Source organism: Serratia sp. Ae19-1 (genome assembly GCF_059801225.1).
This window is the reverse complement of sequence record NZ_JBCHWD010000002.1, coordinates 429,165-452,718: the sequence shown is the minus strand read 5'-3', so window position 1 is coordinate 452,718 and position 23,554 is coordinate 429,165. Positions and strand designations below refer to the sequence as shown.

At 59.9% G+C, this 23,554-nt stretch carries 16 protein-coding genes; 13 read left to right on the top strand and 3 right to left on the bottom strand.

Annotation, left to right across the window (positions count from 1 at the left end; all coding sequences use genetic code 11):
• Positions 1-5: 5 nt before the first annotated feature.
• From bcsZ to AAIE04_RS07455, 5 genes are all read left to right on the top strand, one after another.
• The gene (gene bcsZ, locus AAIE04_RS07475) at positions 6-1,118 is read left to right on the top strand and encodes a cellulose synthase complex periplasmic endoglucanase BcsZ (RefSeq protein WP_498576740.1); all 1,113 of its coding nucleotides are present in this window, start codon (positions 6-8) and stop codon (positions 1,116-1,118) included.
• Positions 1,100-4,573: a cellulose synthase complex outer membrane protein BcsC gene (gene bcsC, locus AAIE04_RS07470; RefSeq protein ID WP_498576739.1), complete on the top strand. Its 3,474-nt coding sequence runs from the start codon at positions 1,100-1,102 to the stop codon at positions 4,571-4,573. The genes bcsZ and bcsC overlap by 19 nt, the downstream gene beginning before the upstream one ends.
• Positions 4,574-4,802: 229 nt before the next feature.
• On the top strand, positions 4,803-6,809 hold the full coding sequence (gene hmsP, locus AAIE04_RS07465; RefSeq protein WP_063918218.1) for a biofilm formation regulator HmsP: 2,007 nt from the start codon (positions 4,803-4,805) through the stop codon (positions 6,807-6,809).
• 273 nt (positions 6,810-7,082) lie between these two features.
• Positions 7,083-8,369: a dicarboxylate/amino acid:cation symporter gene (locus AAIE04_RS07460; protein WP_019452569.1), complete on the top strand. Its 1,287-nt coding sequence runs from the start codon at positions 7,083-7,085 to the stop codon at positions 8,367-8,369.
• 260 nt (positions 8,370-8,629) lie between these two features.
• On the top strand, positions 8,630-10,132 hold the full coding sequence (locus AAIE04_RS07455; RefSeq protein WP_063918217.1) for a M16 family metallopeptidase: 1,503 nt from the start codon (positions 8,630-8,632) through the stop codon (positions 10,130-10,132).
• Positions 10,133-10,156: 24 nt separating this feature from the next.
• On the opposite strand, the gene ppiC is transcribed toward AAIE04_RS07455, so the two are convergent.
• Positions 10,157-10,438: a peptidylprolyl isomerase PpiC gene (ppiC, locus tag AAIE04_RS07450; RefSeq protein ID WP_004934175.1), complete on the bottom strand. Its 282-nt coding sequence runs from the start codon at positions 10,436-10,438 to the stop codon at positions 10,157-10,159.
• Positions 10,439-10,547: 109 nt separating this feature from the next.
• Here ppiC and rep point away from each other — a divergent pair, with 109 nt between their 5' ends.
• On the top strand, positions 10,548-12,572 hold the full coding sequence (gene rep / locus AAIE04_RS07445) for a DNA helicase Rep (protein WP_004934177.1): 2,025 nt from the start codon (positions 10,548-10,550) through the stop codon (positions 12,570-12,572).
• 32 nt (positions 12,573-12,604) lie between these two features.
• Here the strand turns inward: rep and ppx are convergent, their stop codons facing one another.
• The gene (ppx, locus tag AAIE04_RS07440; protein ID WP_498576738.1) at positions 12,605-14,101 is read right to left on the bottom strand and encodes an exopolyphosphatase; all 1,497 of its coding nucleotides are present in this window, start codon (positions 14,099-14,101) and stop codon (positions 12,605-12,607) included.
• A gap of 5 nt (positions 14,102-14,106) precedes the next feature.
• Entirely contained in the window at positions 14,107-15,393 is a 1,287-nt protein-coding gene (gene rhlB / locus AAIE04_RS07435; protein WP_025160400.1) for an ATP-dependent RNA helicase RhlB, read from the bottom strand.
• Between the two features lie 131 nt (positions 15,394-15,524).
• Here rhlB and trxA point away from each other — a divergent pair, with 131 nt between their 5' ends.
• The 7 genes from trxA (at position 15,525) to rffG (ending at position 23,512) form a co-directional block, all read left to right on the top strand.
• Complete coding sequence (gene trxA, locus AAIE04_RS07430; protein ID WP_004934187.1) at positions 15,525-15,851, top strand: thioredoxin TrxA; 327 nt, start codon at positions 15,525-15,527, stop codon at positions 15,849-15,851.
• A 399-nt stretch (positions 15,852-16,250) separates the two neighbouring features.
• A complete protein-coding gene (gene rho / locus AAIE04_RS07425; protein ID WP_004934188.1) occupies positions 16,251-17,510 on the top strand; it encodes a transcription termination factor Rho in 1,260 nt (419 codons plus the stop codon).
• A gap of 290 nt (positions 17,511-17,800) precedes the next feature.
• A complete protein-coding gene (wecA, locus tag AAIE04_RS07420) occupies positions 17,801-18,898 on the top strand; it encodes a UDP-N-acetylglucosamine--undecaprenyl-phosphate N-acetylglucosaminephosphotransferase (RefSeq protein ID WP_169540737.1) in 1,098 nt (365 codons plus the stop codon).
• A gap of 20 nt (positions 18,899-18,918) precedes the next feature.
• The gene (wzzE, locus tag AAIE04_RS07415) at positions 18,919-19,971 is read left to right on the top strand and encodes an ECA polysaccharide chain length modulation protein (protein WP_498576864.1); all 1,053 of its coding nucleotides are present in this window, start codon (positions 18,919-18,921) and stop codon (positions 19,969-19,971) included.
• An 87-nt stretch (positions 19,972-20,058) separates the two neighbouring features.
• Positions 20,059-21,189, top strand: coding sequence for a non-hydrolyzing UDP-N-acetylglucosamine 2-epimerase (wecB, locus tag AAIE04_RS07410; RefSeq protein ID WP_498576737.1), 1,131 nt, complete (start codon positions 20,059-20,061; stop codon positions 21,187-21,189).
• Positions 21,186-22,448: a UDP-N-acetyl-D-mannosamine dehydrogenase gene (gene wecC, locus AAIE04_RS07405; RefSeq protein WP_498576736.1), complete on the top strand. Its 1,263-nt coding sequence runs from the start codon at positions 21,186-21,188 to the stop codon at positions 22,446-22,448. Before wecB ends, wecC begins: the two co-directional genes overlap by 4 nt.
• Positions 22,445-23,512 (top strand): dTDP-glucose 4,6-dehydratase, encoded by a 1,068-nt coding sequence (gene rffG / locus AAIE04_RS07400; RefSeq protein ID WP_498576735.1) that lies wholly within the window; start codon positions 22,445-22,447, stop codon positions 23,510-23,512. The genes wecC and rffG overlap by 4 nt, the downstream gene beginning before the upstream one ends.
• Positions 23,513-23,554 lie beyond the last annotated feature (42 nt).

Below are 23,554 nucleotides of genomic sequence, written 5' to 3'. Positions count from 1 at the left end.
CGGCGGTGAACGCGATGCTGCAACGCCTGTCGCTCGGCATGCTGCTGCTGTGCGCCTTCAGCGCGGCGGCGGCCTGCGAGTGGCCGGGCTGGCAACAGTACAAGCAGTTCTACATCAGTCCGCAGGGGCGGGTGATCGACCCGAGCAGCCCGAACAAAATCACCACCTCGGAGGGGCAGAGTTACGGCCTGTTCTTCGCCCTGGTGGCCAACGACCGGCCGACCTTCGACCGGCTGTTGACCTGGACGGAGAACAACCTGGCGGCGGGCGATCTCAGCGCGCATTTGCCTGCCTGGCTGTGGGGCGAAGGCGACGACAAGCAGTGGAAGGTGCTGGACGCCAACTCGGCATCGGACGCCGATCTGTGGATAGCATACAACCTGCTCGAAGCCGGCCGCCTGTGGAAAAGCCGGCGTTATCAAACCCTGGGAACGCTGCTGCTGCAACGCATCGGCCGCGAGGAAGTGGCCGACATTCCCGGCCTGGGGTTGATGCTGCTGCCGGGCAAGGTCGGGTTCGTGGCGGAAGATCGTTGGCGCTTGAACCCCAGCTATCTGCCGCCGCAGCTGTTGGCGCGCTTTGCGGCGCTGAACGGCCCGTGGCGCGCGATGCGCGAGATCAATCAGCGGCTGTGGCTGGACACCGCGCCGCACGGTTTCTCACCGGACTGGGTGGTGTGGCGGGTCGGTACCGGCTGGCAGCCGGACCCCGTCAAGCCGAACGTCGGCAGTTACGACGCCATTCGGGTCTATCTGTGGGCCGGCATGCTGGCGGACGACGATGAGCACAAGGCGGCGCTGCTTGAACGCTTCCAGCCGATGGCGCAGCTCACCGCCAAACAGGGCGTGCCGCCGGAGAAAACCGATACCGCCAGCGGCAAAACGACCGGCGACGGCCCGGTCGGTTTCTCCGCTTCCATGCTACCGATGCTGGCGACGCAGGCTGAAGCGCTGGCGGTGCAGCGGCAGCGCATCAGCGATCATCCGCCGGGCGACGACGCCTATTTCAGCGCCTCGCTGACGCTATTCGGTCAGGGATGGGATCAACAACGTTATCGCTTTAATCGTCAGGGTGAATTGCAACCCTCGTGGGACGGCCAATGCACAACTTCAAAATAAACTGGCTGAATTTGATTCCGCTGAGTCTGGCGATGCTGCCGCAGGCGCGCGCCGCGGAGGCCGTGGCCCCGGAGCAGTGGCTGTTGGAGCAGGTGCGCATCGGCGAGGCCGGCAACAAGGACGATCTGGTGCGCCAGTCGCTGTACCGGCTCGAGCTGATGGATCCGAACAACCCGGACGTGATCGCCGCGCGCATGCGTTTGGCGCTGCGGCAGGGCAACATGGCGCTGGCGCAGCAGCAGCTGGATAAGCTGAAAACCCTCGCGCCGCAATCCAGCGCCTATCGCCAGGCGCAAATGAACATGCTGCTGACCCAGCCGGAAACCCGGCAAAAGCTGCAGCAGGCGCGCCTGATGGCGACCGCCGGCCGGTTGCCGGAGGCCAAGGCGCAGTACGATGCGCTGTTCCACGGCGAGCCGCCGACGCTCGACCTGGCGGTGGAATACTGGCGGCTGGTGGCGCGCTTGCCGGGGCAGGAAGCGAAGGCGCTGAAGCAGCTGCAGGCGCTGGACCAGCAATATTCAGGCAACGTGGCGCTGCGCATGTCGCTGGCGCGCATGCTGTTCAGTCAGAATCAGGACGCGCAGGCTTATGAACTGCTGCAGAAGATCGCCGCCGATCCGGCCGGGCGCGGCGATGCCGCCGACCTGTGGTTGGACAAGGTCAAAGCGATGCCGGTCAGCGTGCAAAGCGTGGCGGCGCTCAACCGTTTCCTCGGCGTGTTCGACACCGGCGATCAGGCGACCAGCGCCCGCGAAGAGCTGGCCAGACAGCAGAAATTGTTGGCCGATCCGGCCTATCAGGCGCGGGTGCGCGGCCTGGCGCAGGTGGATAAAGGCGGCAGCCGGGCGGCTATTCCGGAATTGCAAAAGGCGCTGGCGGCGACGCCGAACGACGCCGAGGTGCTGGGTGCGCTCGGCCAGGCCTATTCGCGCGCCGGCAATCGCCCGCAGGCGCTGAAGCTGTTTCGTCAGGCGCTGGCCGCCGACAAGAACGGCTACGACAGCGGCAAGTGGCAAAGCCTGATCAAGAGCACCGGCTACTGGCTGGCGATCGATGAGGGCGACAAGGCGCTGAAGGCCGGTAATCTCTCGCTGGCCCGCCAGAAATATCAGCAGGCGCGTCAGCTCGACGACAGCGACGGCGACGCGTTCATCGGCCTGGGCGATGTGGCGGTGGTGAGCAAAGATGACGCCGCAGCGGAAGGGTTTTATCGGCAGGCGCTGCGGCGCGATCCCGGTAACGGCAGCGCGTTGCGCGGCCTGGTGAATATCTATCAACGGCAGTCGCCGGAAAAAGCGTTGGCCTACCTTAATGGGCTGCCAGGCAGCCAGCAGGCCAAACTGCGCAGCACCCTCGACGGACTGCGGCTCGATATGCTGAAACAGCAGGCGGAGGCATTGGCGGCGCAACAGCAGTGGCGGCAGGCGGCGGAAATCTATCGCCGCGCCCAGCCGATGGATCCCGACGACGTCTGGCTGACCTACCGCTACGCCCAGGCGCTGCGCCAGGCCGGGCAGCCGCAGCAGGCGGATGCCTTATTCCGACAGTTGGCGCAGCGTCAGCACGCCAATCCGCAGTTGGTCTACGCCTATGCGCTCTACCTTTCCGGCAGCGATCGCGACGATCAGGCGCTGGCGCAGCTCAATACGCTGCCTGTTGCGCAGTGGAACGACAACATGCGCGAGCTGGCGCAGCGGCTGAAAATGCAGGCGGTGATCGATCATGCCGAACGGCTGCGGGCGGCCGGTGACGAACCGGCGGCGGAAGCCTATCTGCGCCGGCAGCCGGCGGACACGCGCATCGATTTGCTGCTGGCCGACTGGGCGCTGGCGCGCGGGGAGTATGCGGCGGCGCTGGACGACTATCAGCGGGTGAAACGGCGTGAACCGAATAACCCGGATGCGCAACTGGGCGAGATTGAAGCCTATGTGGCGCAGGGGGATCTGGAAGCGGCGCGTCAACGGCTGAAAACCGAACCGCAGCCACAAGACGCTTCGCTCAACAGCCAGCGGCGAGTCGCCAACGCCTGGGGGGCGGTCGGCGATCCGCAGCAGGCCGAAGCTATCTTCGACCGACTGAAAACGGCGGCGGCTTCGGAGCCCGTCGGGCAGACCAAGGCGCTGGTTTACCGTGACGCCGCCCGGCTGGAGCGGGCTCAGCAACAGCCTGAGCGGGCGCAGCAGGATTACCGCCAGGCGATGGTGGCCAGCGGCATCACGCCGACGCTGCCGCAGGGCAATGACAGTTACACCTATTTGACGCGCAATAATCCGAGCGACGACTGGCTGAAACGCGGCATCCGCTCCGACGCGGCGGATCTGTATCGACAGCAAGACGTGAACGTCACGCTCGATCACGATTACTGGCGCTCGAGCGGCACCGGCGGCATTTCCGATTTCAACGCGCATGACACCATGCTGCAGATGGACATGCCGCTGTATGACGGGCGCGCCTTCTTGCGCACCGACACCGTGCAGCTGGATGCCGGCCGCTTCTCGACCGACGGCAGCGGCAAATACTACGAGACCTTCGGCACCTGCCACACGCAAGGGTGCCGCGGCGATGAACACCAGAAAACCACCGGTACCAGCGTGGCGGCCGGCTGGAAAAACGATCGCTGGGCCGCCGACATCGGCACGACGCCGATGGGCTTTGAGGTGGTCGACTGGACCGGCGGCCTGGCCTACAGCGGCGATTGGAACCACATCGGCTGGACGCTGGCGGCTTCGCGGCGGCCAATCTCCAGCTCGCTGCTGGCGTTCGGCGGCGCCAAAGACCCGAATACCGGCGTCACCTGGGGCGGCGTGCGCGCCACCGGCGTCAGCCTGAGCGCCAGCTACGATCGCGGCGAGGCGAACGGCGTCTGGGCCGATCTCAGCGCGCACCAGATTACCGGCAAGAACGTGGCGGACAACCAGCGGCAGCGGTTGATGGCCGGCTATTACTACAAGCTGATCAACGAAGACAATCGCCGTCTGAGCATCGGGCTCAATACCATGCTGTGGCACTATCAGAAGGATTTGAGCGGCTATTCGCTGGGACAGGGCGGCTATTACAGCCCGCAGCAATATCTGTCGCTGTCACTGCCGGTCAACTACCGCCAGCGCACCGAGAACTGGTCGTGGGAGCTGGGCGGTTCGGTGTCGTTGTCCCATTCAAAAACCGACAGCCAGCGCCGCTATCCGCTGCAGGGCCTGATCCCGGACTCGCTGCCCGACAAGTTCGCCGTCGAGGACGGCAGTTCCTCGAGCGGCGTCGGCTATACCCTGCGGGCGATCGTCGAACGCCGCCTCAGTTCGCACTGGACGCTCGGCGCCGGCATCGATATCCAGCAGGCGAAAGACTATACGCCGAGCCACGCATTAATTTATCTGCGCTATTCGCTGGCCGGCTGGCAGGGGGATCTCGATTTGCCGCCGCAGCCGCTGACGCCATACGCCGACTTCAAGTAGCCGGGAGGGGGAAGATTCGGAGTGTCGGACACCGGGGAGTTTTGTTACCCTGTGTCCGGGTTGCGTTTGTCCGCTTTAGGAAAAGACTGAAACCCGCGATTTTCTTGGTTCTGCCTGCGGCATAGCCAGATAAAAACAGCCGATGATCGAGTATACTCAGCCCGGTTCGAGGGGGCGGGTAAGAGTCAGCCCCCTTTTTTGTTTCAGCCCGATTTTACGGAGAGCAGGTTTGCGGGTCAGGCGTTCGTTAACGATTAAGCAGATGGCGACGGTGTCCGGCGTGGCGCTGGTCACGATCTGCATTTTTATCGTGATCCAGTTATTCCACTTTGTGCAGCAGCGCAGGGATGACTACGCCCAGCAACTGGAGAATATCGCCCACTCCGTGCGCCAGCCACTGGCGGAAGCGGTGCTGCGCATGGACGTGCCGGAAGCCAAAAAGGTGCTGAACACGCTGTTGCCGGTCGGCATTCTGAGCCGGGCGGATATCGTCTTGCCGAATGAGTTTCAGGCGCTGCATGCCAATTTTCCGCCGGAGCGGCCGGTGCCGACGCTGATCGCCCGGCTGTTTGAATTGCCTATCCAAATTTCCGTGCCGCTTTATTCGCTGGAGCGGGTGCCGGCCAACCAGCAGCCGCTGGCTTATCTGGTGCTGCAGGCCGATTCGTTCCGCATGTACCAGTTTATCCTCAGCATTTTGTCGACCATGCTGTCGACGTACCTGCTGCTGGCGCTGATCCTGTCGGTGGCCATCACCTGGTGCATGAACCGGCTGATGGTGCATCCACTGCGCGCGATGGCCAAAGAGCTGGAAAACATCTCGCAGGACGAAGCGCCTTATCACCAGCTGATGCTGCCGGCGCTGCATCAGGACGACGAGCTCGGCCTGCTGGTGCGCAACTACAACCGCAATCAACAGACGCTGGCCAAGGCGCATGCCGACATGAGCCGCCTCAGCACCCGTCACCCGGTGACCGAACTGCCGAATGCGGTGCTCTTGAACGCGCTGCTGGAACAGCATATCGCCTCCAGCCTGCGCCCTGAGCGTTTTAATCTGCTGGTGATCGGCATCGAGACATTGCATGAGGCCTCCGGCGTGATGAGCCCGGCGATGCGTGAAGCCCTGCTGTTGGCGCTGGCGAAGAAACTGCGCGGCTGCATCGACGAAAACGGCGTGCTGGCGCAGCTGAGCAATACCGAATTCGCCATCCTGGCCAAGGGCATCGAGCGGCCGTTCCACGCCATGCAGCTGGCGCGGCGCATCATGGCGGAGATCAACGCGCCGTTGACGCTGGAAGGCCTGGCGCTGCGGCCTAACGCCAGCATCGGCATCGCGCACTACCTCAATCAGGAGGAGAGCGCGGAACAGCTGCTGCGCAGCGCTACCTCGGCGATGATGTCCGCGCACCGCGAAGGAAAAAATCAGATCCTGTTCTTCGAACCCAGCCTGACGGAACGCACGCAGAAGCGGCTGACGCAGGAGAGCGAGATCCTGCACGGCATTGAACAGCGGCATTTCACGCTGTTCCTGCAGCCGCAGATCGACATGCAATCCAATGAGGTGATCGGCGCCGAAGCGCTGTTGCGTTGGCAGCAGTACGACGGCAGCTATACCCTGCCGGCCGACGTCATCCCGCTTGCGGAAGAGCTGGGCGTGATCGTGCCCCTCGGCAACTGGGTGCTGGAAGAGTCTTGCCGTATCCTGGCGGACTGGCAGCAGCGCGGCATTGCGCTGCCGCTGGCGGTCAACGTTTCCGGCATTCAGATGCAGGACGAGGCGTTCGTTCCGCATCTGAAAAGTCTGCTGGCGCAGTATCGGATCGATCCGCGCAAGCTGCTGCTGGAGATCACCGAGACGGTACGCATCGACGATCTCGACCGCGCGCTGGCGCTGCTGCGCGAGCTGCACGATCTGGGGCTGTCGATCGCGCTGGACGACTTCGGCATGGGCTACTCCAGCCTGGAGTACCTGAACCGGTTGAAATCCCTGCCGATCGATTTGATTAAAATCGACCGCAGCTTCATTCAGGGGCTGCCGGCCGACGATGCGATGGTACGCATCGTCAGTTCGATCTCCGAAGTGCTGGCGCTGCCGGTGATGGCCGAAGGCGTGGAAAACGCCGAGCAGCGCGACTGGCTGCTGAGGCACGGCATTCGCAGCGGGCAAGGGTTCCTGTTCGCCCGGCCGCTGCCGCGCGAAGCCTTCGAAGCCGAGTTTTGCCGCGCGGCGCCTTGAGCGCCGCGTGACCTTTCCGGTACTTTTCCCTGTCCGAAAACCGCCATTCTCTCCCTACCTCTTTTGCGTTAGTGCAAACATAGGCTTACGCAATTTTCAGCTTTGCACCCGGACTGACGCGTTTCAGCTCTTAAATTCACATCAACCCCGAGGCTGGGGTGCAACAAATTATTTCCATGTTGTTAAGTGGGTGTTATTTTCCGCGCAAGCAATGAACAGGCTGGATTTTTAGACTGCTGCCTGGTGCGTGTCTTCCCCCCATAGGATGTTCATATGAAAACAACGATTTTTAAGAGCCTCTATTTTCAGGTGCTGACGGCGATCACGCTGGGTATCCTGCTTGGCCACTTCTACCCTGACCTCGGCGCCCAAATGAAACCCCTGGGCGATGGCTTCGTCAAACTGATCAAGATGATTATCGCCCCGGTGATCTTCTGCACCGTGGTGACCGGTATCGCCGGTATGGAAAGCATGAAGGCGGTGGGGCGCACCGGCGCCATCGCGCTGCTGTATTTTGAAATCGTCAGCACCATTGCGCTGATTATCGGCCTGGTGATCGTCAACCTGGTGCAACCGGGCGCCGGCATGAACGTCGATCCCGGCACGCTGGACGCCAAAGCGGTGGCGGTCTATGCCGAGCAGGCGCAGCAGCAGGGCATCATTCCGTTCCTGCTGGATATCATCCCCGGCAGCGTGATCGGCGCGTTCGCCAGCGGCAACATTCTGCAGGTGCTGCTGTTCGCGGTGCTGTTCGGCTTCGCTCTGCATCGTCTGGGCGAGAAAGGGCAGCTGATCTTCAACGTGATTGACAGCTTCTCGCGGGTGATTTTCGGCATCATCAACATGATCATGCGCCTGGCGCCGCTGGGGGCCTTCGGCGCCATGGCGTTTACCATCGGTAAATATGGCGTCGGCACGCTGGTGCAACTCGGCCAGCTGATCGTGTGCTTCTATATCACCTGTATCCTGTTCGTGGTGGTGGTGTTGGGCAGCATCGCCCGCGCCAACGGCTTCAGCATCTTCAAATTCGTCAACTACATCAAAGAAGAGCTGCTGATCGTGCTGGGGACATCGTCGTCCGAGTCGGCGCTGCCGCGCATGCTGGATAAAATGGAGAAGCTGGGCTGCAAGAAATCGGTGGTGGGCCTGGTGATCCCGACCGGGTACTCCTTCAACCTGGACGGCACCTCGATCTACCTGACCATGGCCGCGGTGTTTATCGCGCAGGCGACCAACACCCATATGGACATCATGCATCAGGTTACCTTGCTGGTGGTGCTGCTGCTTTCTTCCAAAGGGGCAGCGGGCGTGACCGGCAGCGGCTTTATCGTGTTGGCCGCCACCATCTCCGCCGTCGGCCACCTGCCGTTGGCCGGCCTGGCGCTGATCCTCGGCATCGACCGCTTTATGTCGGAGGCCCGCGCGTTGACCAACCTGGTGGGCAATGGCGTGGCGACCGTGGTGGTGGCGAAATGGTGTAATCAGCTGGATGAGCAACAGCTGAAAGACACGCTGAACAACAAAAACGCCGGCGCGGACAAAACGCTGCCTTCCGCCTGATATCGGCGGTAAATCACCGGCCGCAGCCGCGGCCGGTGAGGTTCTATCCCTGCCTCGTAACGATTTCTTGCATTAAAAACCCCGCTATCCATTATTTTTCACTCTAATGAGTGACATCCGCAAAGGCGCGCGGTCTAACACGATGGTACACTTTCTGCTTTCCGCCCCACTGTGAAACTCAGGGCGTATTTTTATGATTCCATTGAATGGAATACACGCATTTGCATAAGAAATTGGATAGTCATTAAGTAGGGGTTCACATGCAGGGCACCAGAATTCATCTTATAGTTGGTGGGCTGCTATTGGCTGCAGCCAGTAGCAGCGTGCAGGCTGAAGCACTACAACCCGATCCTGCCTGGCAGCAGGGGGCGTTGGCCAACGGGTTTTCATGGCAGATTCTCGATACGCCGCAGCGGCCGAGCGACCGCGTCGAACTGCGGCTGATCGTCAATACCGGCTCTTTGGTGGAGTCTTCTCAACAGACCGGCTTCGCCCACTTGCTGCCGCGGCTGGCGTTGGCGCGTAGCGAAAGCTTCACCGCGCCGCAGCTGCGCGCCCTGTGGCAACAGAGCGTGGATAACGAGCGACCGCTGCCGCCGGCTATCATCTCGTATGACTTCACCATGTATAACCTCAGCTTGCCGAACAACCGGCCCGACCTGCTGAAGGAAGCGCTGGCCTGGCTGGCGGACACCACCGGCAAACTGGCGATCGACGAGCATACGGTGCATGCGGTGATGAACTCCAGCATCAATCCGGTCGGCACGTTCCCGCCCAATACCAAAGACGCCTGGTGGCGTTACCGCCTGAAAGGCTCGACGCTGCTGGCGCACGATCCGGCGCAGCCGGCGAAACGGCCGGTCAATCTCGAACAGCTGAAGAAATTCTATCAGCAGTGGTATACCCCGGACGCCATGACGCTGTTCGTGGTCGGCAAAGTCGACAGCCGCAGCCTGGGCGAGCAGATCAACAAGGCGTTCTCGCCGCTGCAAGGCAAGCGTGAAACCCCGGCCCCGATGCCGACCCTGACGCCGCTGCCGCAGCAGCCGGTGAGCCTGATCAGCGAGCAGGTGAAACAGGATACGCTGTCGATCATGTGGGATTCGCCGTGGCACCCAATTCGCGATTCGCAGAGCCTGCTCCGCTATTGGCGTGGCGATCTCGCCCGCGAGGCGCTGTTCTGGCATCTCCAGCAAACGCTGGAAAAAAGCGACCAGAAGAACCTGCATCTGGGCTTTGACTGCCGCGTGCAGTACCAGCGCGGGCAGTGCGCCATCCACCTGGATACGCCGAACAACAACCTGAACGGTAGCCTGGGTTTTATCGCCCGCGAGCTGGCCAACGTGCGTGACAACGGCCTGTCGAAAGAGGAATTCGATGCGCTGCTGGCGCAGAAAAACGATCAGCTGAGCAAGCTGTTCGCCACCTACGCTCGCACCGACACCGACGTGCTGATGAGCCAGCGCCTGCGTTCGCAGCAGAGCGGGGTGGTGGATATCGCGCCGGAGCTGTATCAGAAGCTGCGCCAGGAGTTCTTGTCCAGCCTGACGCTGGAGACGCTGAATCAGGCGCTGAAGCTGCAGCTGTCTCAGGAGGCGACGCTGGTGCTGTTGCAGCCGAAGGGCGAGCCGGAAATGAGCATGAAGCAGCTGCAGGAAACCTATGACGGCATCATGATGCCGGCGCCGGCGGTGGTGACGGAAGAAGCCAAACCGGCCGACACCGCGGTGGCTGCGCCGGCGACGGACGCCAGCGCGCAGTAATTTGCAGCAGGGGGCGCAGGCCCCCTAGTTGCGGTACAGCACCTTGATGATGTGGTAACCGAACTGGGTTTTGACCGGGCCGTAGGGTTTGAGCAGCGGAATGCTGAACACCGCTTTGTCGAACGCCGGTACCATCGCGCCCTTGTTGAATTCGCCCAGCGAGCCGCCGTTGCGTTTTGACGGGCAGCTCGAGTATTTGCGCGCCAGCGTGTCGAAGCTGACGCCGCGCTTCAGCTTGGCCAGCAGCTCGTTGGCCAGCTTTTCATTGTCTACCAGAATGTGCAGGGCGCACGCCGTTTTTGCCATGGTAATGCCTTTGTCGATGCGAAAATTGCGCTGATTATACCCGCTAAATCTCATCGGCGCTTTCTGCTACAATTCCCTTCCACGTTTTACAGTCGAGCAAGTCAGCACCATGCGATTAAACCCCAGCCAACAACAAGCCGTCGAATTCGTTACCGGGCCCTGCCTGGTGTTGGCCGGCGCCGGTTCCGGCAAGACGCGCGTTATCACTAACAAGATAGCTCACCTGATCCACCACTGCGGCTATCAGGCGCGGCATATCGCCGCCGTGACCTTCACCAACAAGGCCGCGCGCGAGATGAAAGAGCGCGTGTCGCAAACCCTGGGCCGCAAAGAGGCGCGCGGGCTGATGATTTCCACCTTCCATACCCTGGGGCTGGAGATCATCAAACGGGAATACGTGGCGCTGGGAATGAAGTCCAACTTCTCGCTGTTCGACGACCAGGATCAGCTGGCGCTGTTGAAAGAGCTGACCGAAAAGTGGTTGGAGAGTGACAAAACGCTGGTGGCGCAGCTGATCTCGACCATCTCCAACTGGAAAAACGACTTGATCGATCCTCAGCGGGCGGCGGAGCTGGCGCGCTCGGAGCGCGACAAGCTGTTCGCCCACTGCTACGGCCTGTACCACGCCCATATGCGGGCGTGCAACGTGCTGGACTTTGACGATCTGATCCTGTTGCCGACGCTGTTGCTGCAACGCAACGAAGAGGTGCGCGAACGCTGGCAGCAGCGCATCCGCTATCTGCTGGTGGATGAGTATCAGGATACCAACACCAGCCAGTACGAGCTGGTGAAGCTGCTGGTGGGCAACCGCGCGCGCTTTACCGTGGTGGGCGACGACGATCAGTCGATCTACTCCTGGCGCGGCGCGCGGCCGCAGAACCTGGTGCTGTTGAAGGAAGATTTCCCGGCGCTGCAGGTGATCAAGCTGGAGCAAAATTATCGCTCCAGCGAGCGCATTCTGAAGGCGGCCAACATCCTGATCGCCAATAACCCGCACGTGTTTGAAAAACGGCTGTTTTCCGAACTCGGGTATGGCGAAGAGCTGAAGGTGGTGACCGCCAATAACGAGGATCACGAAGCCGAGCGCGTGGTGGGGGAGCTTATCGCCCACCACTTCGTGAAAAAGACCAATTACGGCGACTATGCGATTCTGTACCGCGGCAATCATCAGTCGCGGGTGTTTGAAAAGATGCTGATGCAGAACCGCATCCCGTACAAGATTTCCGGCGGTACGTCGTTCTTCTCCCGCCCCGAGATCAAGGATTTGCTGGCCTACCTGCGCGTGCTGACCAACCCGGAGGACGACAGCGCCTTCCTGCGTATCGTCAATACTCCCAAGCGCGAGATCGGCCCGGCGACGCTGCAGAAGCTCGGCGAGTGGGCCAACCAGCGCAACAAGAGTTTGTTCCATGCCAGCTTCGATCTGGGGCTGAGCCAGCACCTGACCGGGCGCGGGCTGGAATCGCTGCAGCGTTTCACCCACTGGCTGGGCGGCATCGCCCAGCAGGCGGAGCGTGAGCCGGTGGCGGCGGTGCGCGATCTGATCCGCGGCGTGGATTATGAGAGCTGGCTGTTTGAAACCTCGACCAGCCCGAAGGCCGCCGAAATGCGAATGAAGAACGTCAATACGCTGTTCGGCTGGATGACGGAGATGTTGGAGGGCAACGATCTGGACGAGCCGATGACGCTGACCCAGGTCGTGACCCGCTTCACCCTGCGCGACATGATGGAGCGAGGTGAAAGCGAAGAAGAATTGGATCAGGTGCAGCTGATGACGCTGCACGCCTCCAAGGGGCTGGAGTTCCCTTACGTGTTCCTGGTGGGCATGGAAGAGGGCCTGCTGCCGCACCAGAGCAGCATCGATGAAGACAATGTCGATGAAGAGCGGCGCCTGGCCTATGTGGGGATCACTCGCGCGCAAAAAGAACTGATTTTCACCCTGTGCCGCGAGCGCCGCCAGTATGGCGAGCTGGTGCGGCCGGAGCCGAGCCGCTTCCTGCTGGAATTGCCGCAGGACGATCTGGCATGGGAAACCGAGCGTAAAGTGGTGAGCCCGCAGGAGCGGATGCAGAAGGGACAGAGCCATCTGGCCAACATCCGCGCCCAGCTGGCCAAGGCCAAAGGCGGGAATTAAAAAGAAAGGGCGCTCATCGCGCCCTTGTCATTTCAACGTTGCTCTTCCAGCCGCAGCGTCCAGTGGACGTAACTCTGCCAGTGGCTTTCCTGCTCCAGCGCTTCGGCGCGCAGCGGATGCTGTTCCAGCCAGCCTGGCGGCAAGATCACCGTCAGTTCATCATCCTGATTGGCGCGTAAACGCACCGCCGGCAGCGTGTCGTCGCGGCGGCGGCTGGCGAAGATGATCGCCAGGCGCAAAATGCGGCACAGACGCTGCGCGGTGCGCGGCGGCAGGGCGTTTTGCTGGTTCAACAGCGACAGGTCGAGGGGGTTGCTCTGGTTTTGCAGCAGGGTGGCCAGCAGTTTTTTCTGCGCCGGGGTAAAGCCGGGGAGATCCAGGTGACGAATCAGGTAGGCGGCGTGTTGCGGCGCCTGCTTGAAATCGACGCTGAGGCCGAGCTCGTGGATTAGACAGGCGCTGTGCAACAGCTCGCGACATCGCGCATCCAGCTGCCACTCGTTGGCGACCTGCTGCGAGAAGTTGGCGGCGAGCTGGCTGACGCGTTCGGCCTGCTCGGTATCGATCAGGTAACGACGTTGCAGGTTGCGGATAGTGCGAATGCGGATATCCTGTTCCACCGGCAGATGCAGCATGCCGTAAACCAGGCCTTCGCGCAGCGCCCCGCCGGCCAGCATCATGCTCTCGATGCCCAGCTCCTGGAAGATGGCCAGCAGAATGGACAGGCCGCTTGGAAACACCAGCGCGCGCTCCAGCGTTAACCCTTCTATCTCCAGCTCTTCCAGCTTGCCGCACTGAATGGCGCGCTGTTTCAGCTGGCGCAATTTGGCCAGGGTGATGCGCTCATCCATGCCTTGCGCCACCATGATCTCCTGCAGCGCCTGCACGGTGCCGGAAGCGCCAACGCAAACCTGCCAACCCTGCTGGCGCAGCTGTGGCGCGATCGGCCGCACCATTTCGCGCGCGGCCTGTTCGGCGCGCTCGAAGTTTTCTTGCGCGAGGTTGCGATCGCTGAAGTAGCGTTCCAGCCAGGTGACGCAGCCCATCGACAGGCTATACAGCTGCGATGCCTGCGCGCCGGTGCCGGTGACCAGCTCGGTGCTGCCGCCGCCGATATCGACGACCAGCCGCTGATCCGGCCCGCCGGTGGTGTGTGCGACACCGTGATAAATCAGCCGCGCCTCTTCTTCACCGCTGATCACCTGTATCGGGCAGCCGAGGATGTGCTCGGCGGCCTGCAGAAACTCATCGGCGTTGGACGCCAGACGCAGCGTGGCGGTGGCGACAACGCGGATTTGCTCGCGCGGAATGTCCTGAAGGCGTTCGGAGAACAGCCGAAGACACTGCCAGCCGCGCTGCATGGCCTCATGCGACAGGTGATTGTTCTGATCCAGCCCGGCCGCCAGGCGCACTTTGCGCTTGATCCGCGCCAGAGTCTGAATGCTGCCGGCCACCTCGCGCACCACCAGCATATGGAAGCTGTTGGAGCCGAGATCGATGGCAGCATAAAGCGTGCTGGAACTGAGCATGGCGATCAGCTCGAACGTTTACGGTTGTTGCGCGGCGCGCCGCCGCGACGAGGCGCGGAGTTGCGACGTGGGCCGTTGCCGCCGCGCGGACGCGACAGGCGCTTCGGCGCCGGCAGATCGGTCAGCAGCGCATCGCTGTTGTACTTGCTCACCGGAATGCTGTGGTCGATATAGGTCTCGATCGCCGGCAGGTTGAGCGCGTACTCTTCACAAGCCAGACTGATGGAGTGACCGCTGGCGCCTGCACGGCCGGTACGGCCGATGCGGTGCACGTAGTCTTCGCAGTCGTCAGGCAGATCGTAGTTGAAAACGTGCGTGACGGCAGGGATGTGCAGACCGCGCGCGGCAACGTCGGTGGCGACCAGGATATCGAGGTTGCCCTTGGTGAAGTCGTCGAGGATGCGCAGGCGTTTTTTCTGCGCCACGTCACCGGTCAGCAGGCCGACGCGGTGACCGTCGGCGGCCAGGTGGCCCCAGATGTCTTCGCAGCGGTGCTTGGTGTTGGCGAAGATGATGGCGCGATCCGGCCACTCTTCTTCGATCAGCGTCTGCAGCAGACGCATTTTTTCTTCGTTGGACGGGTAGAACAGCTCTTCTTTAATGCGGTGGCCGGTTTTCTGTTCCGGTTCCACTTCAACATATTCGGCGTTGTTCATCTGCTCGAAGGCCAGCTCGCGTACGCGATAGGACAGGGTGGCGGAGAACAGCATGTTCAGGCGTTGATCGGCCGCAGGCATGCGACGGAACAGCCAACGGATGTCTTTGATAAAGCCCAGATCGTACATGCGATCGGCTTCATCCAGCACGACAACCTGCATCGCGCCGAGATCGACATAGTTCTGTTTGGTGTAATCGATTAAACGGCCGGTGGTGCCAATCAGAATATCCACGCCGCTTTCCAGCACTTTCAGCTGTTTGTCGTAGCCGTCGCCGCCGTAGGCCAGGCCCAGTTTCAGGCCGGTGGTCTGGGAGAGAGCTTCCGCATCGGAGTGGATTTGCACCGCCAGTTCACGCGTAGGCGCCATGATCAAGGCGCGCGGCTGATTGGTCTGGCGATCCTGTTTCGCCGGGTGAGTCAGCAAATAGTGAAAAGTAGACGCCAAAAACGCCAGCGTCTTTCCGGTACCGGTTTGCGCCTGACCTGCAACGTCACGCCCGGAGAGCGTGAGCGGCAATGCTAACGCCTGGATGGGCGTGCAATTGTGAAACCCTTTTTTCTCAAGGGCTTCAAGGACTAACGGGTGCAGGGCGAAGTCGGAAAACTTCTGTTCGGTCAAGTGTGTTTTGCTCATAGTGTGGTAGAATATCAGCTAACTATTGCTTTACGAAAGCACATCCGTTGAAATAAACGCGGTGCAATAAAATCACCTTGAGTTGGTTAATGCTACACCAACAAGGTAGACATAATCCTGTGGAGTAGAACATGAGCGATAAAATTATTCACCTGACTGACAGCAGCTTCGAAGCCGATGTGCTGAAAGCGGAAGGGCCGATCCTGGTCGATTTCTGGGCTGAATGGTGTGGGCCGTGCAAGATGATTGCTCCGATTCTGGATGAGATTGCCGAAGAGTTCGAAGGCAAGCTGACCATCACCAAGCTGAATATCGATCAGAACCCGGCTACCGCGCCTAAGTACGGTATCCGTGGCATCCCTACGCTGTTGCTGTTCAAGAACGGTGAAGTGGCCGCGACCAAGGTGGGCGCGTTGTCCAAAGGTCAGCTCAAAGATTTCCTGAACGCGAATCTGTAATCGGGCGGGAAGCCCCATATCAGGCGGCTGGCGGTGATGTTCAATTCACCGCTAGACGCCTGCCAAGAAGCGTGTTAAGTTTAACCACACTGCATATAGAACTTGCCCGAAGTTTTAAATCTAAAGAGTTTGAATCTAAAGCTATACTCTGTGTTGAACCACTGGCGTTGAAAGTAAACTGAACTCAGCCCGTGTTTTGGCAATCAAACGGTTTTGCAAAATCATTTTTAAGGTACCTTCGATCTTCAACCGTCAATGCGTACGCCCGATGTAAGCCATTTCTTACCGCGACGGCTCTGCGCCCGGTGATCGAACGTCCAGTAGACAGGCACGCATTTCGCTGCCATACCATTCACGATACAAGTTCGAGACATACCCCGAGTTTAAGAACCCACCATTATGAATCTTACCGAATTAAAGAATACGCCGGTTTCTGAGCTGATTACTCTCGGCGAAAATATGGGGCTGGAAAACCTTGCCCGCATGCGCAAGCAGGACATTATCTTCTCCATTCTGAAGCAACATGCGAAAAGCGGAGAAGATATCTTCGGCGACGGCGTGCTCGAGATATTGCAGGATGGATTCGGTTTCCTCCGCTCTGGAGACAGTTCCTACCTCGCCGGTCCCGACGACATCTATGTATCCCCTAGCCAAATCCGCCGTTTCAACCTCCGCACAGGTGACACCATTTCCGGTAAGATTCGTCCGCCAAAAGAAGGCGAGCGCTATTTTGCCCTGTTGAAAGTCAACGAAGTCAACTACGACAAGCCGGAAAACGCCCGCAGCAAGATCCTGTTCGAGAACTTGACGCCGCTGCACGCCAATTCACGTCTGCGGATGGAGCGCGGCAACGGCTCTACCGAAGACCTGACGGCGCGCGTACTGGATCTGGCGGCGCCGATTGGCCGCGGCCAACGTGGCCTGATCGTGGCACCGCCGAAAGCCGGTAAAACCATGCTGCTGCAGAACATCGCGCAGAGCATCGCCTACAACCACCCAGACTGCGTGCTGATGGTGCTGCTGATCGACGAGCGTCCGGAAGAAGTGACCGAGATGCAGCGTCTGGTGAAAGGCGAAGTGATCGCCTCGACCTTCGACGAGCCGGCTTCGCGTCACGTGCAAGTGGCCGAAATGGTGATCGAGAAGGCCAAGCGCCTGGTTGAACACAAGAAAGACGTTATCATTCTGCTCGACTCCATCACCCGTCTGGCGCGCGCCTACAACACCGTGGTACCGGCCTCCGGCAAGGTGCTGACTGGTGGTGTGGACGCCAACGCCCTGCACCGTCCGAAGCGTTTCTTCGGTGCGGCGCGTAACGTGGAAGAGGGCGGCAGCCTGACCATCATCGCGACGGCGCTGGTTGATACCGGTTCGAAGATGGACGAAGTGATCTACGAAGAATTTAAAGGCACCGGCAACATGGAATTGCACCTGGCGCGTAAAATCGCCGAGAAACGCGTATTCCCTGCGATCGATTACAACCGTTCCGGTACCCGTAAAGAAGAGCTGCTCACCACCTCCGAAGAGCTGCAAAAAATGTGGATCCTGCGCAAAATCATTCACCCGATGGGTGAGATTGACGCGATGGAGTTCCTCATTAATAAGTTGGCGATGACCAAAACCAACGATGAATTCTTCGATATGATGAAACGCTCATAATTCGTTAAAAAATTCGCTGAACGCCACGCCTAGTCGTGGCGTTTTTCGCTTTTGGCGGATACGATAAGTAGCAGTAATGGAAAAGTAAGTTGTTTCCTCGACTTATTGAGAATTCTTCTTACTTTCGATATCTGGGTGTGCTGCATGTTACAACCGGAATTGGCTGCGGTGCTGGGGTGAATGAGAATGAATTCCGGCATCATAAGAAATGACTGAAAGGCAACGGGATCCCATCGCATAACCTGTCTCCCATGTTAAGCTGCCTTATCTTCTTACGAGATCTGTTAATTGTGAACTTACTCACTATGAGTACTGAAATCCTATTTGTTTTCCTATTCTCCTTAGCTTTCCTCTTTGTTGCCCGTAAGGTAGCAAAACGTATTGGGTTGGTTGATAAGCCTAACTATCGCAAACGCCACCAAGGATTAATCCCATTGGTTGGTGGGATTGCGGTCTATGCCGGTCTGTGTTTCGCTTTCTTTATATCGGAACAAAAGATTGTACACAGTACACTTTACCTCATCTGCGCGGGCATTTTAGTGTTCATCGGTGCTTTGGATGACCGTTTTGATATCAGCGTTAAGATTCGGGCATTCGTTCAGGCATTGGTCGGCATCGCCATGATGGCATTCGCTGGCCTGTATCTGCGCAGTTTCGGCCATGTGCTGGGTGACTGGGAGATGGTGCTGGGGCCGTTCGGCTATCTGGTGACGCTGTTCGCGGTATGGGCGGCGATCAACGCCTTCAACATGGTCGACGGCATCGATGGTCTGTTGGGGGGGCTGTCGTGCGTCTCCTTCGGCGCGCTGGGCCTGCTGCTGTACCTGAGCGGACATAATGATTTGGCGTTCTGGTGCTTTGCGATGATCGCCGCCATCGTTCCCTATATTTTGCTCAACCTCGGCATCCTCGGCCGCCGTTATAAAGTGTTCATGGGGGACGCCGGCAGTACCCTGATCGGCTTTACCGCCATTTGGCTGCTGCTGCAAAGTTCACAGGGAAAGGCACACTCGATTAACCCGGTGACCGCGCTGTGGATCATCGCTATTCCACTGATGGACATGATAGCAATCATGTATCGTCGTTTACGCAAGGGAATGAGCCCCTTCTCTCCCGACCGTCAACATATTCACCACCTGATCATGCGCGCCGGCTTTACGCCGCGGCAGGCTTTTGTGTTGATCACCCTGGCGGCCGCATTGCTGGCGGCGGTTGGCGTGATCGGCGAACGCCTGACTTTTATCCCTGAGTGGGTTATGTTGGCATTATTCTTGCTTGCTTTCTTCCTGTACGGTTACTGCATCAAGCGCGCCTGGCGGGTTGCGCGGTACATTAAGCGTATCAAGCGCCGCTTGCGGCGTTCGAGCGATAACAAGCAAGTATCTTAACCAGAGGCTTTTTGGCTGTGATGAATCCAGAAACAACGTCTGACAAGCATACCCCGGCGGTGGATAACGAACTCGATATCCGCGGCCTGTGCTGCACCCTGTGGCGCGGCAAACCGTGGATTATCGGCATTGCGGTGCTGTTCGCGGCGGTCGCGCTGATCGTCTCTTATCTGGTTAAGCAAGAGTGGAGCGCCACCGCAATCACGGACAGACCTACGGTGAATGCGCTGGGCGGTTACTACTCGCAGCAGCAGTTCCTGCGTAATCTGGACGTGCGTACGCTGCCGGCGACGGCCGGCGATCAGCCGAGCATCGCGGACGAAGCATACAATGAGTTCATCATGCAGCTGGCGGCTTATGATACGCGTCGCGATTTCTGGCTGCAGAGCGATTACTACAAGCAGCGTCAGGAAGGGGATGCCCGCGCCGATGCGGCGTTGCTCGACGAGCTGATCAACAACATCCTGTTCACGCCGCGCGACGACAAGAAAGTACCGAACGACGGTGTGAAGCTGACGGCGGAAACCGCTGCGGACGCCAACCGTCTGCTGCGCCAATACGTGGCCTTCGCCAGCCACCGCGCGGCCCAGCATCTGAACGAAGAGATTCAGGGGGCCTGGGCCGCACGCACTACCTCGATGAAAGCGCAGGTCAAGCGCCAGGAAGCGGTGGCGGAGTCGGTTTACAAGCGTGAGCTGAACACCACGCAGCAGGCGCTGAAAATCGCCGAGAGCCAGGGGATCAGCCGCACGCAAACCGACACCCCGGTCGAGCAACTGCCGGATTCGGATCTGTTCCTGCTGGGCCGGCCAATGCTGCAGGCGCGCCTGGAAGGCCTGCAGGCTTCCGGCCCGACTTACGATCTGGATTACGATCAGAACCGCGCGATGTTGGCGACGCTGAACGTTGGCCCGACGTTGGATGAGAAGTTCCAGACCTATCGCTATTTGCGTACGCCGGAAGAGCCGGTAAAACGCGACAGCCCACGCCGGGTCTTCTGGCTGATTCTGTGGGGCGCGATGGGCGCTTTGGTTGGCGCGGGTGTTGCCTTGGCGCGTCGGCCGCGTAGTTAAAAAAATAATATAATAATCTGATGCAGGGCGCGTGAGCGTCCCATTCGCAGGCGGGGCCTGCGATTAACCGACCAAAAGAGATTCGCTGTGAAAGTGTTGACTGTTTTCGGCACCAGGCCTGAAGCCATTAAAATGGCGCCACTGGTACATGCACTGGCCCAGGACGAGGCCTTTGACGCAAGAGTCTGCGTAACGGCACAGCATCGTGAGATGTTGGATCAGGTTTTGCGGTTGTTTGAGATCACGCCGGATTACGACCTGAACATCATGAAACCCGGCCAGGGGCTAACGGAGATCACCTGTCGCATCCTGGAAGGGCTGAAAGAGGTGCTGGAAGAGTTCAAACCGGACGTGGTGTTGGTGCACGGTGATACTACCACCACGCTGGCGACCAGCCTGGCTGCGTTCTATCAACGCATCCCTGTCGGGCATGTCGAGGCCGGGCTGCGCACCGGCAATCTGTACTCTCCCTGGCCGGAAGAGGCCAACCGCAAATTGACCGGCCATTTGGCGATGTACCATTTCGCGCCAACCGAGAACTCACGCCAAAATTTGTTACGCGAGCTGCTGCCCGACAACCGTATTTTCGTGACCGGCAATACGGTGATCGACGCGTTGTTCTGGGTGCGCGATCGCGTGATGAGCGATGCCGCATTGCGGGCTAGCCTGGCGCAGCGTTACCCGTTCCTCGACGCCGACAAGAAACTGATTCTGGTCACCGGCCATCGCCGCGAAAGCTTTGGTGGCGGCTTTGAGCGAATTTGCAGCGCCCTGGCGGAGATCGCCCGCAATCATCCGGAAGTGCAGGTGGTGTATCCGGTGCATCTCAACCCGAACGTCAGCGAGCCGGTGAATCGCATTTTGAAAGGCATCGACAACGTCATGCTGATCGAACCGCAGGACTATCTGCCGTTTGTCTATCTGATGACGCACGCTTACATGATCCTCACCGATTCGGGCGGCATTCAGGAAGAAGCGCCGTCGTTAGGCAAACCGGTGCTGGTGATGCGCGACACCACCGAACGCCCGGAGGCGATAGATGCGGGCACGGTGCGTTTGGTCGGCACCGACGTGGCCAAAATTGTTGAAGCGGTGACCCGACTGTTGACGGACGAAAGCGAATATCACGCGATGAGCCGGGCGCACAACCCATACGGTGACGGGCATGCCTGTCAGCGTATCCTCGAAGCTTTAAAGAATCATCAGGTGACACTATGAGTTTTAACACTATTTCGGTTATCGGCCTGGGTTATATCGGCTTGCCAACGGCGGCGGCGTTTGCCTCCCGCAAGAAAAAAGTGGTGGGCGTAGATGTTAACCAACATGCGGTAGATACCATTAACCGTGGTGCGATCCACATCGTTGAACCGGATCTGGACAAAGTGGTCAAGGAGGCCGTCGACGGCGGTTTCCTGCAGGCGGTAACCAAACCGCTGGCGGCCGATGCGTTCCTGATCGCGGTGCCTACGCCGTTCAAAGGCGACCATGAGCCGGATCTGGCTTTTGTTGAAGCGGCGGCGAAATCGCTGGCGCCGGTGCTGAAAAAGGGCGACCTGGTGATCCTTGAGTCCACTTCGCCGGTGGGCGCCACCGAACAGATGGCGACATGGTTGGCGCAGGCGCGCAGCGATCTGAGCTTCCCGCAGCAGGCGGGTGAAGCGGCGGACGTGAATATCGCCTACTGCCCGGAGCGCGTGCTGCCGGGGCAGGTGATGGTGGAACTGATTCAAAACGACCGCGTGATCGGCGGCATGACGCCGAAGTGTTCGGCGCGCGCCAGCGAGCTGTACAAGATTTTCCTCGAGGGGGAATGCGTGGTTACCAACTCGCGCACCGCCGAGATGTGCAAGCTGACGGAAAACAGCTTCCGCGACGTGAACATCGCCTTTGCGAACGAACTGTCGTTGATTTGCGCCGAACAGGGGATCAACGTCTGGGAACTGATTCGCCTGGCGAATCGCCACCCGCGAGTGAATATTCTGCAGCCGGGGCCAGGCGTCGGCGGCCACTGCATCGCCGTCGATCCGTGGTTTATCGTGGCGCAGAACCCACAGCAGGCGCGCTTGATCCATACCGCGCGTCTGGTGAACGATGGCAAACCGTTGTGGGTGGTCGATCGGGTGAAAGCGGCGGTGGCCGATTGTCTGGCCGCCACCGACAAGCGTGCGTCTGAGGTGAAAATCGCCTGCTTCGGCCTGGCCTTCAAGCCGAATATTGACGATCTGCGTGAAAGCCCGGCGGTAGAAGTCGCGCACCTGATCGCCGAATGGCACGTCGGCGAAACGCTGGCGGTGGAACCGAACGTCGAACAGCTGCCGAAGTCACTGGCGGGCCATGTGACGTTGACGCCAATCGCCGAGGCGTTGCAGCAGGCCGATGTGATCGTGATGTTGGTCGATCACCAGCAGTTCAAGGCCATCCGACCGGAAGAGATCAAGCAAAGTTGGGTGGTGGATACCAAGGGAGTCTGGCGTTGAAGCGTATCTTGGTGACTGGTGGCGCCGGATTTATCGGCTCTGCGGTCGTGCGGCACATCATCGAGGCCACCGGCGATAGCGTGGTGGTGGTGGATAAGCTGACCTATGCCGGTAACCTCGAGTCGCTGGCAGCGGTGGCTGAGAGCGATCGCTATGCTTTCGAGCAGGCCGACATTTGCGATCGCGCCGAGATGGATCGGGTGTTCGCCCAGTATCAGCCGGACGTGGTGATGCACCTGGCGGCGGAAAGCCACGTCGATCGCTCTATCGACGGCCCAGCGGCGTTTATCGAGACTAACGTGGTCGGCACTTACACCCTGCTGGAAGCGGCGCGTCACTACTGGCAGCCGCTGGCGGCGGAGAAGAAACTGGCCTTCCGCTTCCATCATATCTCCACCGACGAAGTGTACGGGGATCTGCACGGCACCGACGATCTGTTCACCGAAACCACGCCGTATGCGCCGAGCAGCCCGTATTCCGCTTCCAAAGCGTCGAGCGATCATCTGGTGCGCGCCTGGCTGCGCACCTATGGCCTGCCGACCCTTGTGACCAACTGTTCGAACAACTATGGCCCTTATCACTTCCCGGAGAAGCTGATCCCGCTGGTGATCCTGAATGCGGTAGCCGGCAAACCGCTGCCGGTATACGGCAACGGCGCGCAGGTGCGTGACTGGCTGTATGTCGAAGATCACGCGCGCGCACTCTATCAGGTCGTGACCGAAGGCGTAGTTGGCGAAACTTACAATATTGGTGGCCATAACGAGCGCAAGAATATCGAAGTGGTGCAGACCATTTGCGATCTGTTGGAAGAGCTTGCGCCGAACAAACCGCAAGGCGTGGCGAACTACCGCGATCTGATCACTTACGTGAAGGATCGCCCGGGACACGATATGCGCTACGCCATCGACGCCGGCAAAATCGATCGTGAATTGGGCTGGCGGCCGCAGGAAACGTTCGAAAGCGGCCTTCGCAAAACCGTGGTTTGGTACCTGAACAACGAAACCTGGTGGCGCCGGGTGCAAGACGGTTCTTATGCCGGCGAGCGTTTAGGGCTGTCCGAGTGAATATCATGCTTTGCCGCCTGTGGGCGACGTGGCAGATTTGGG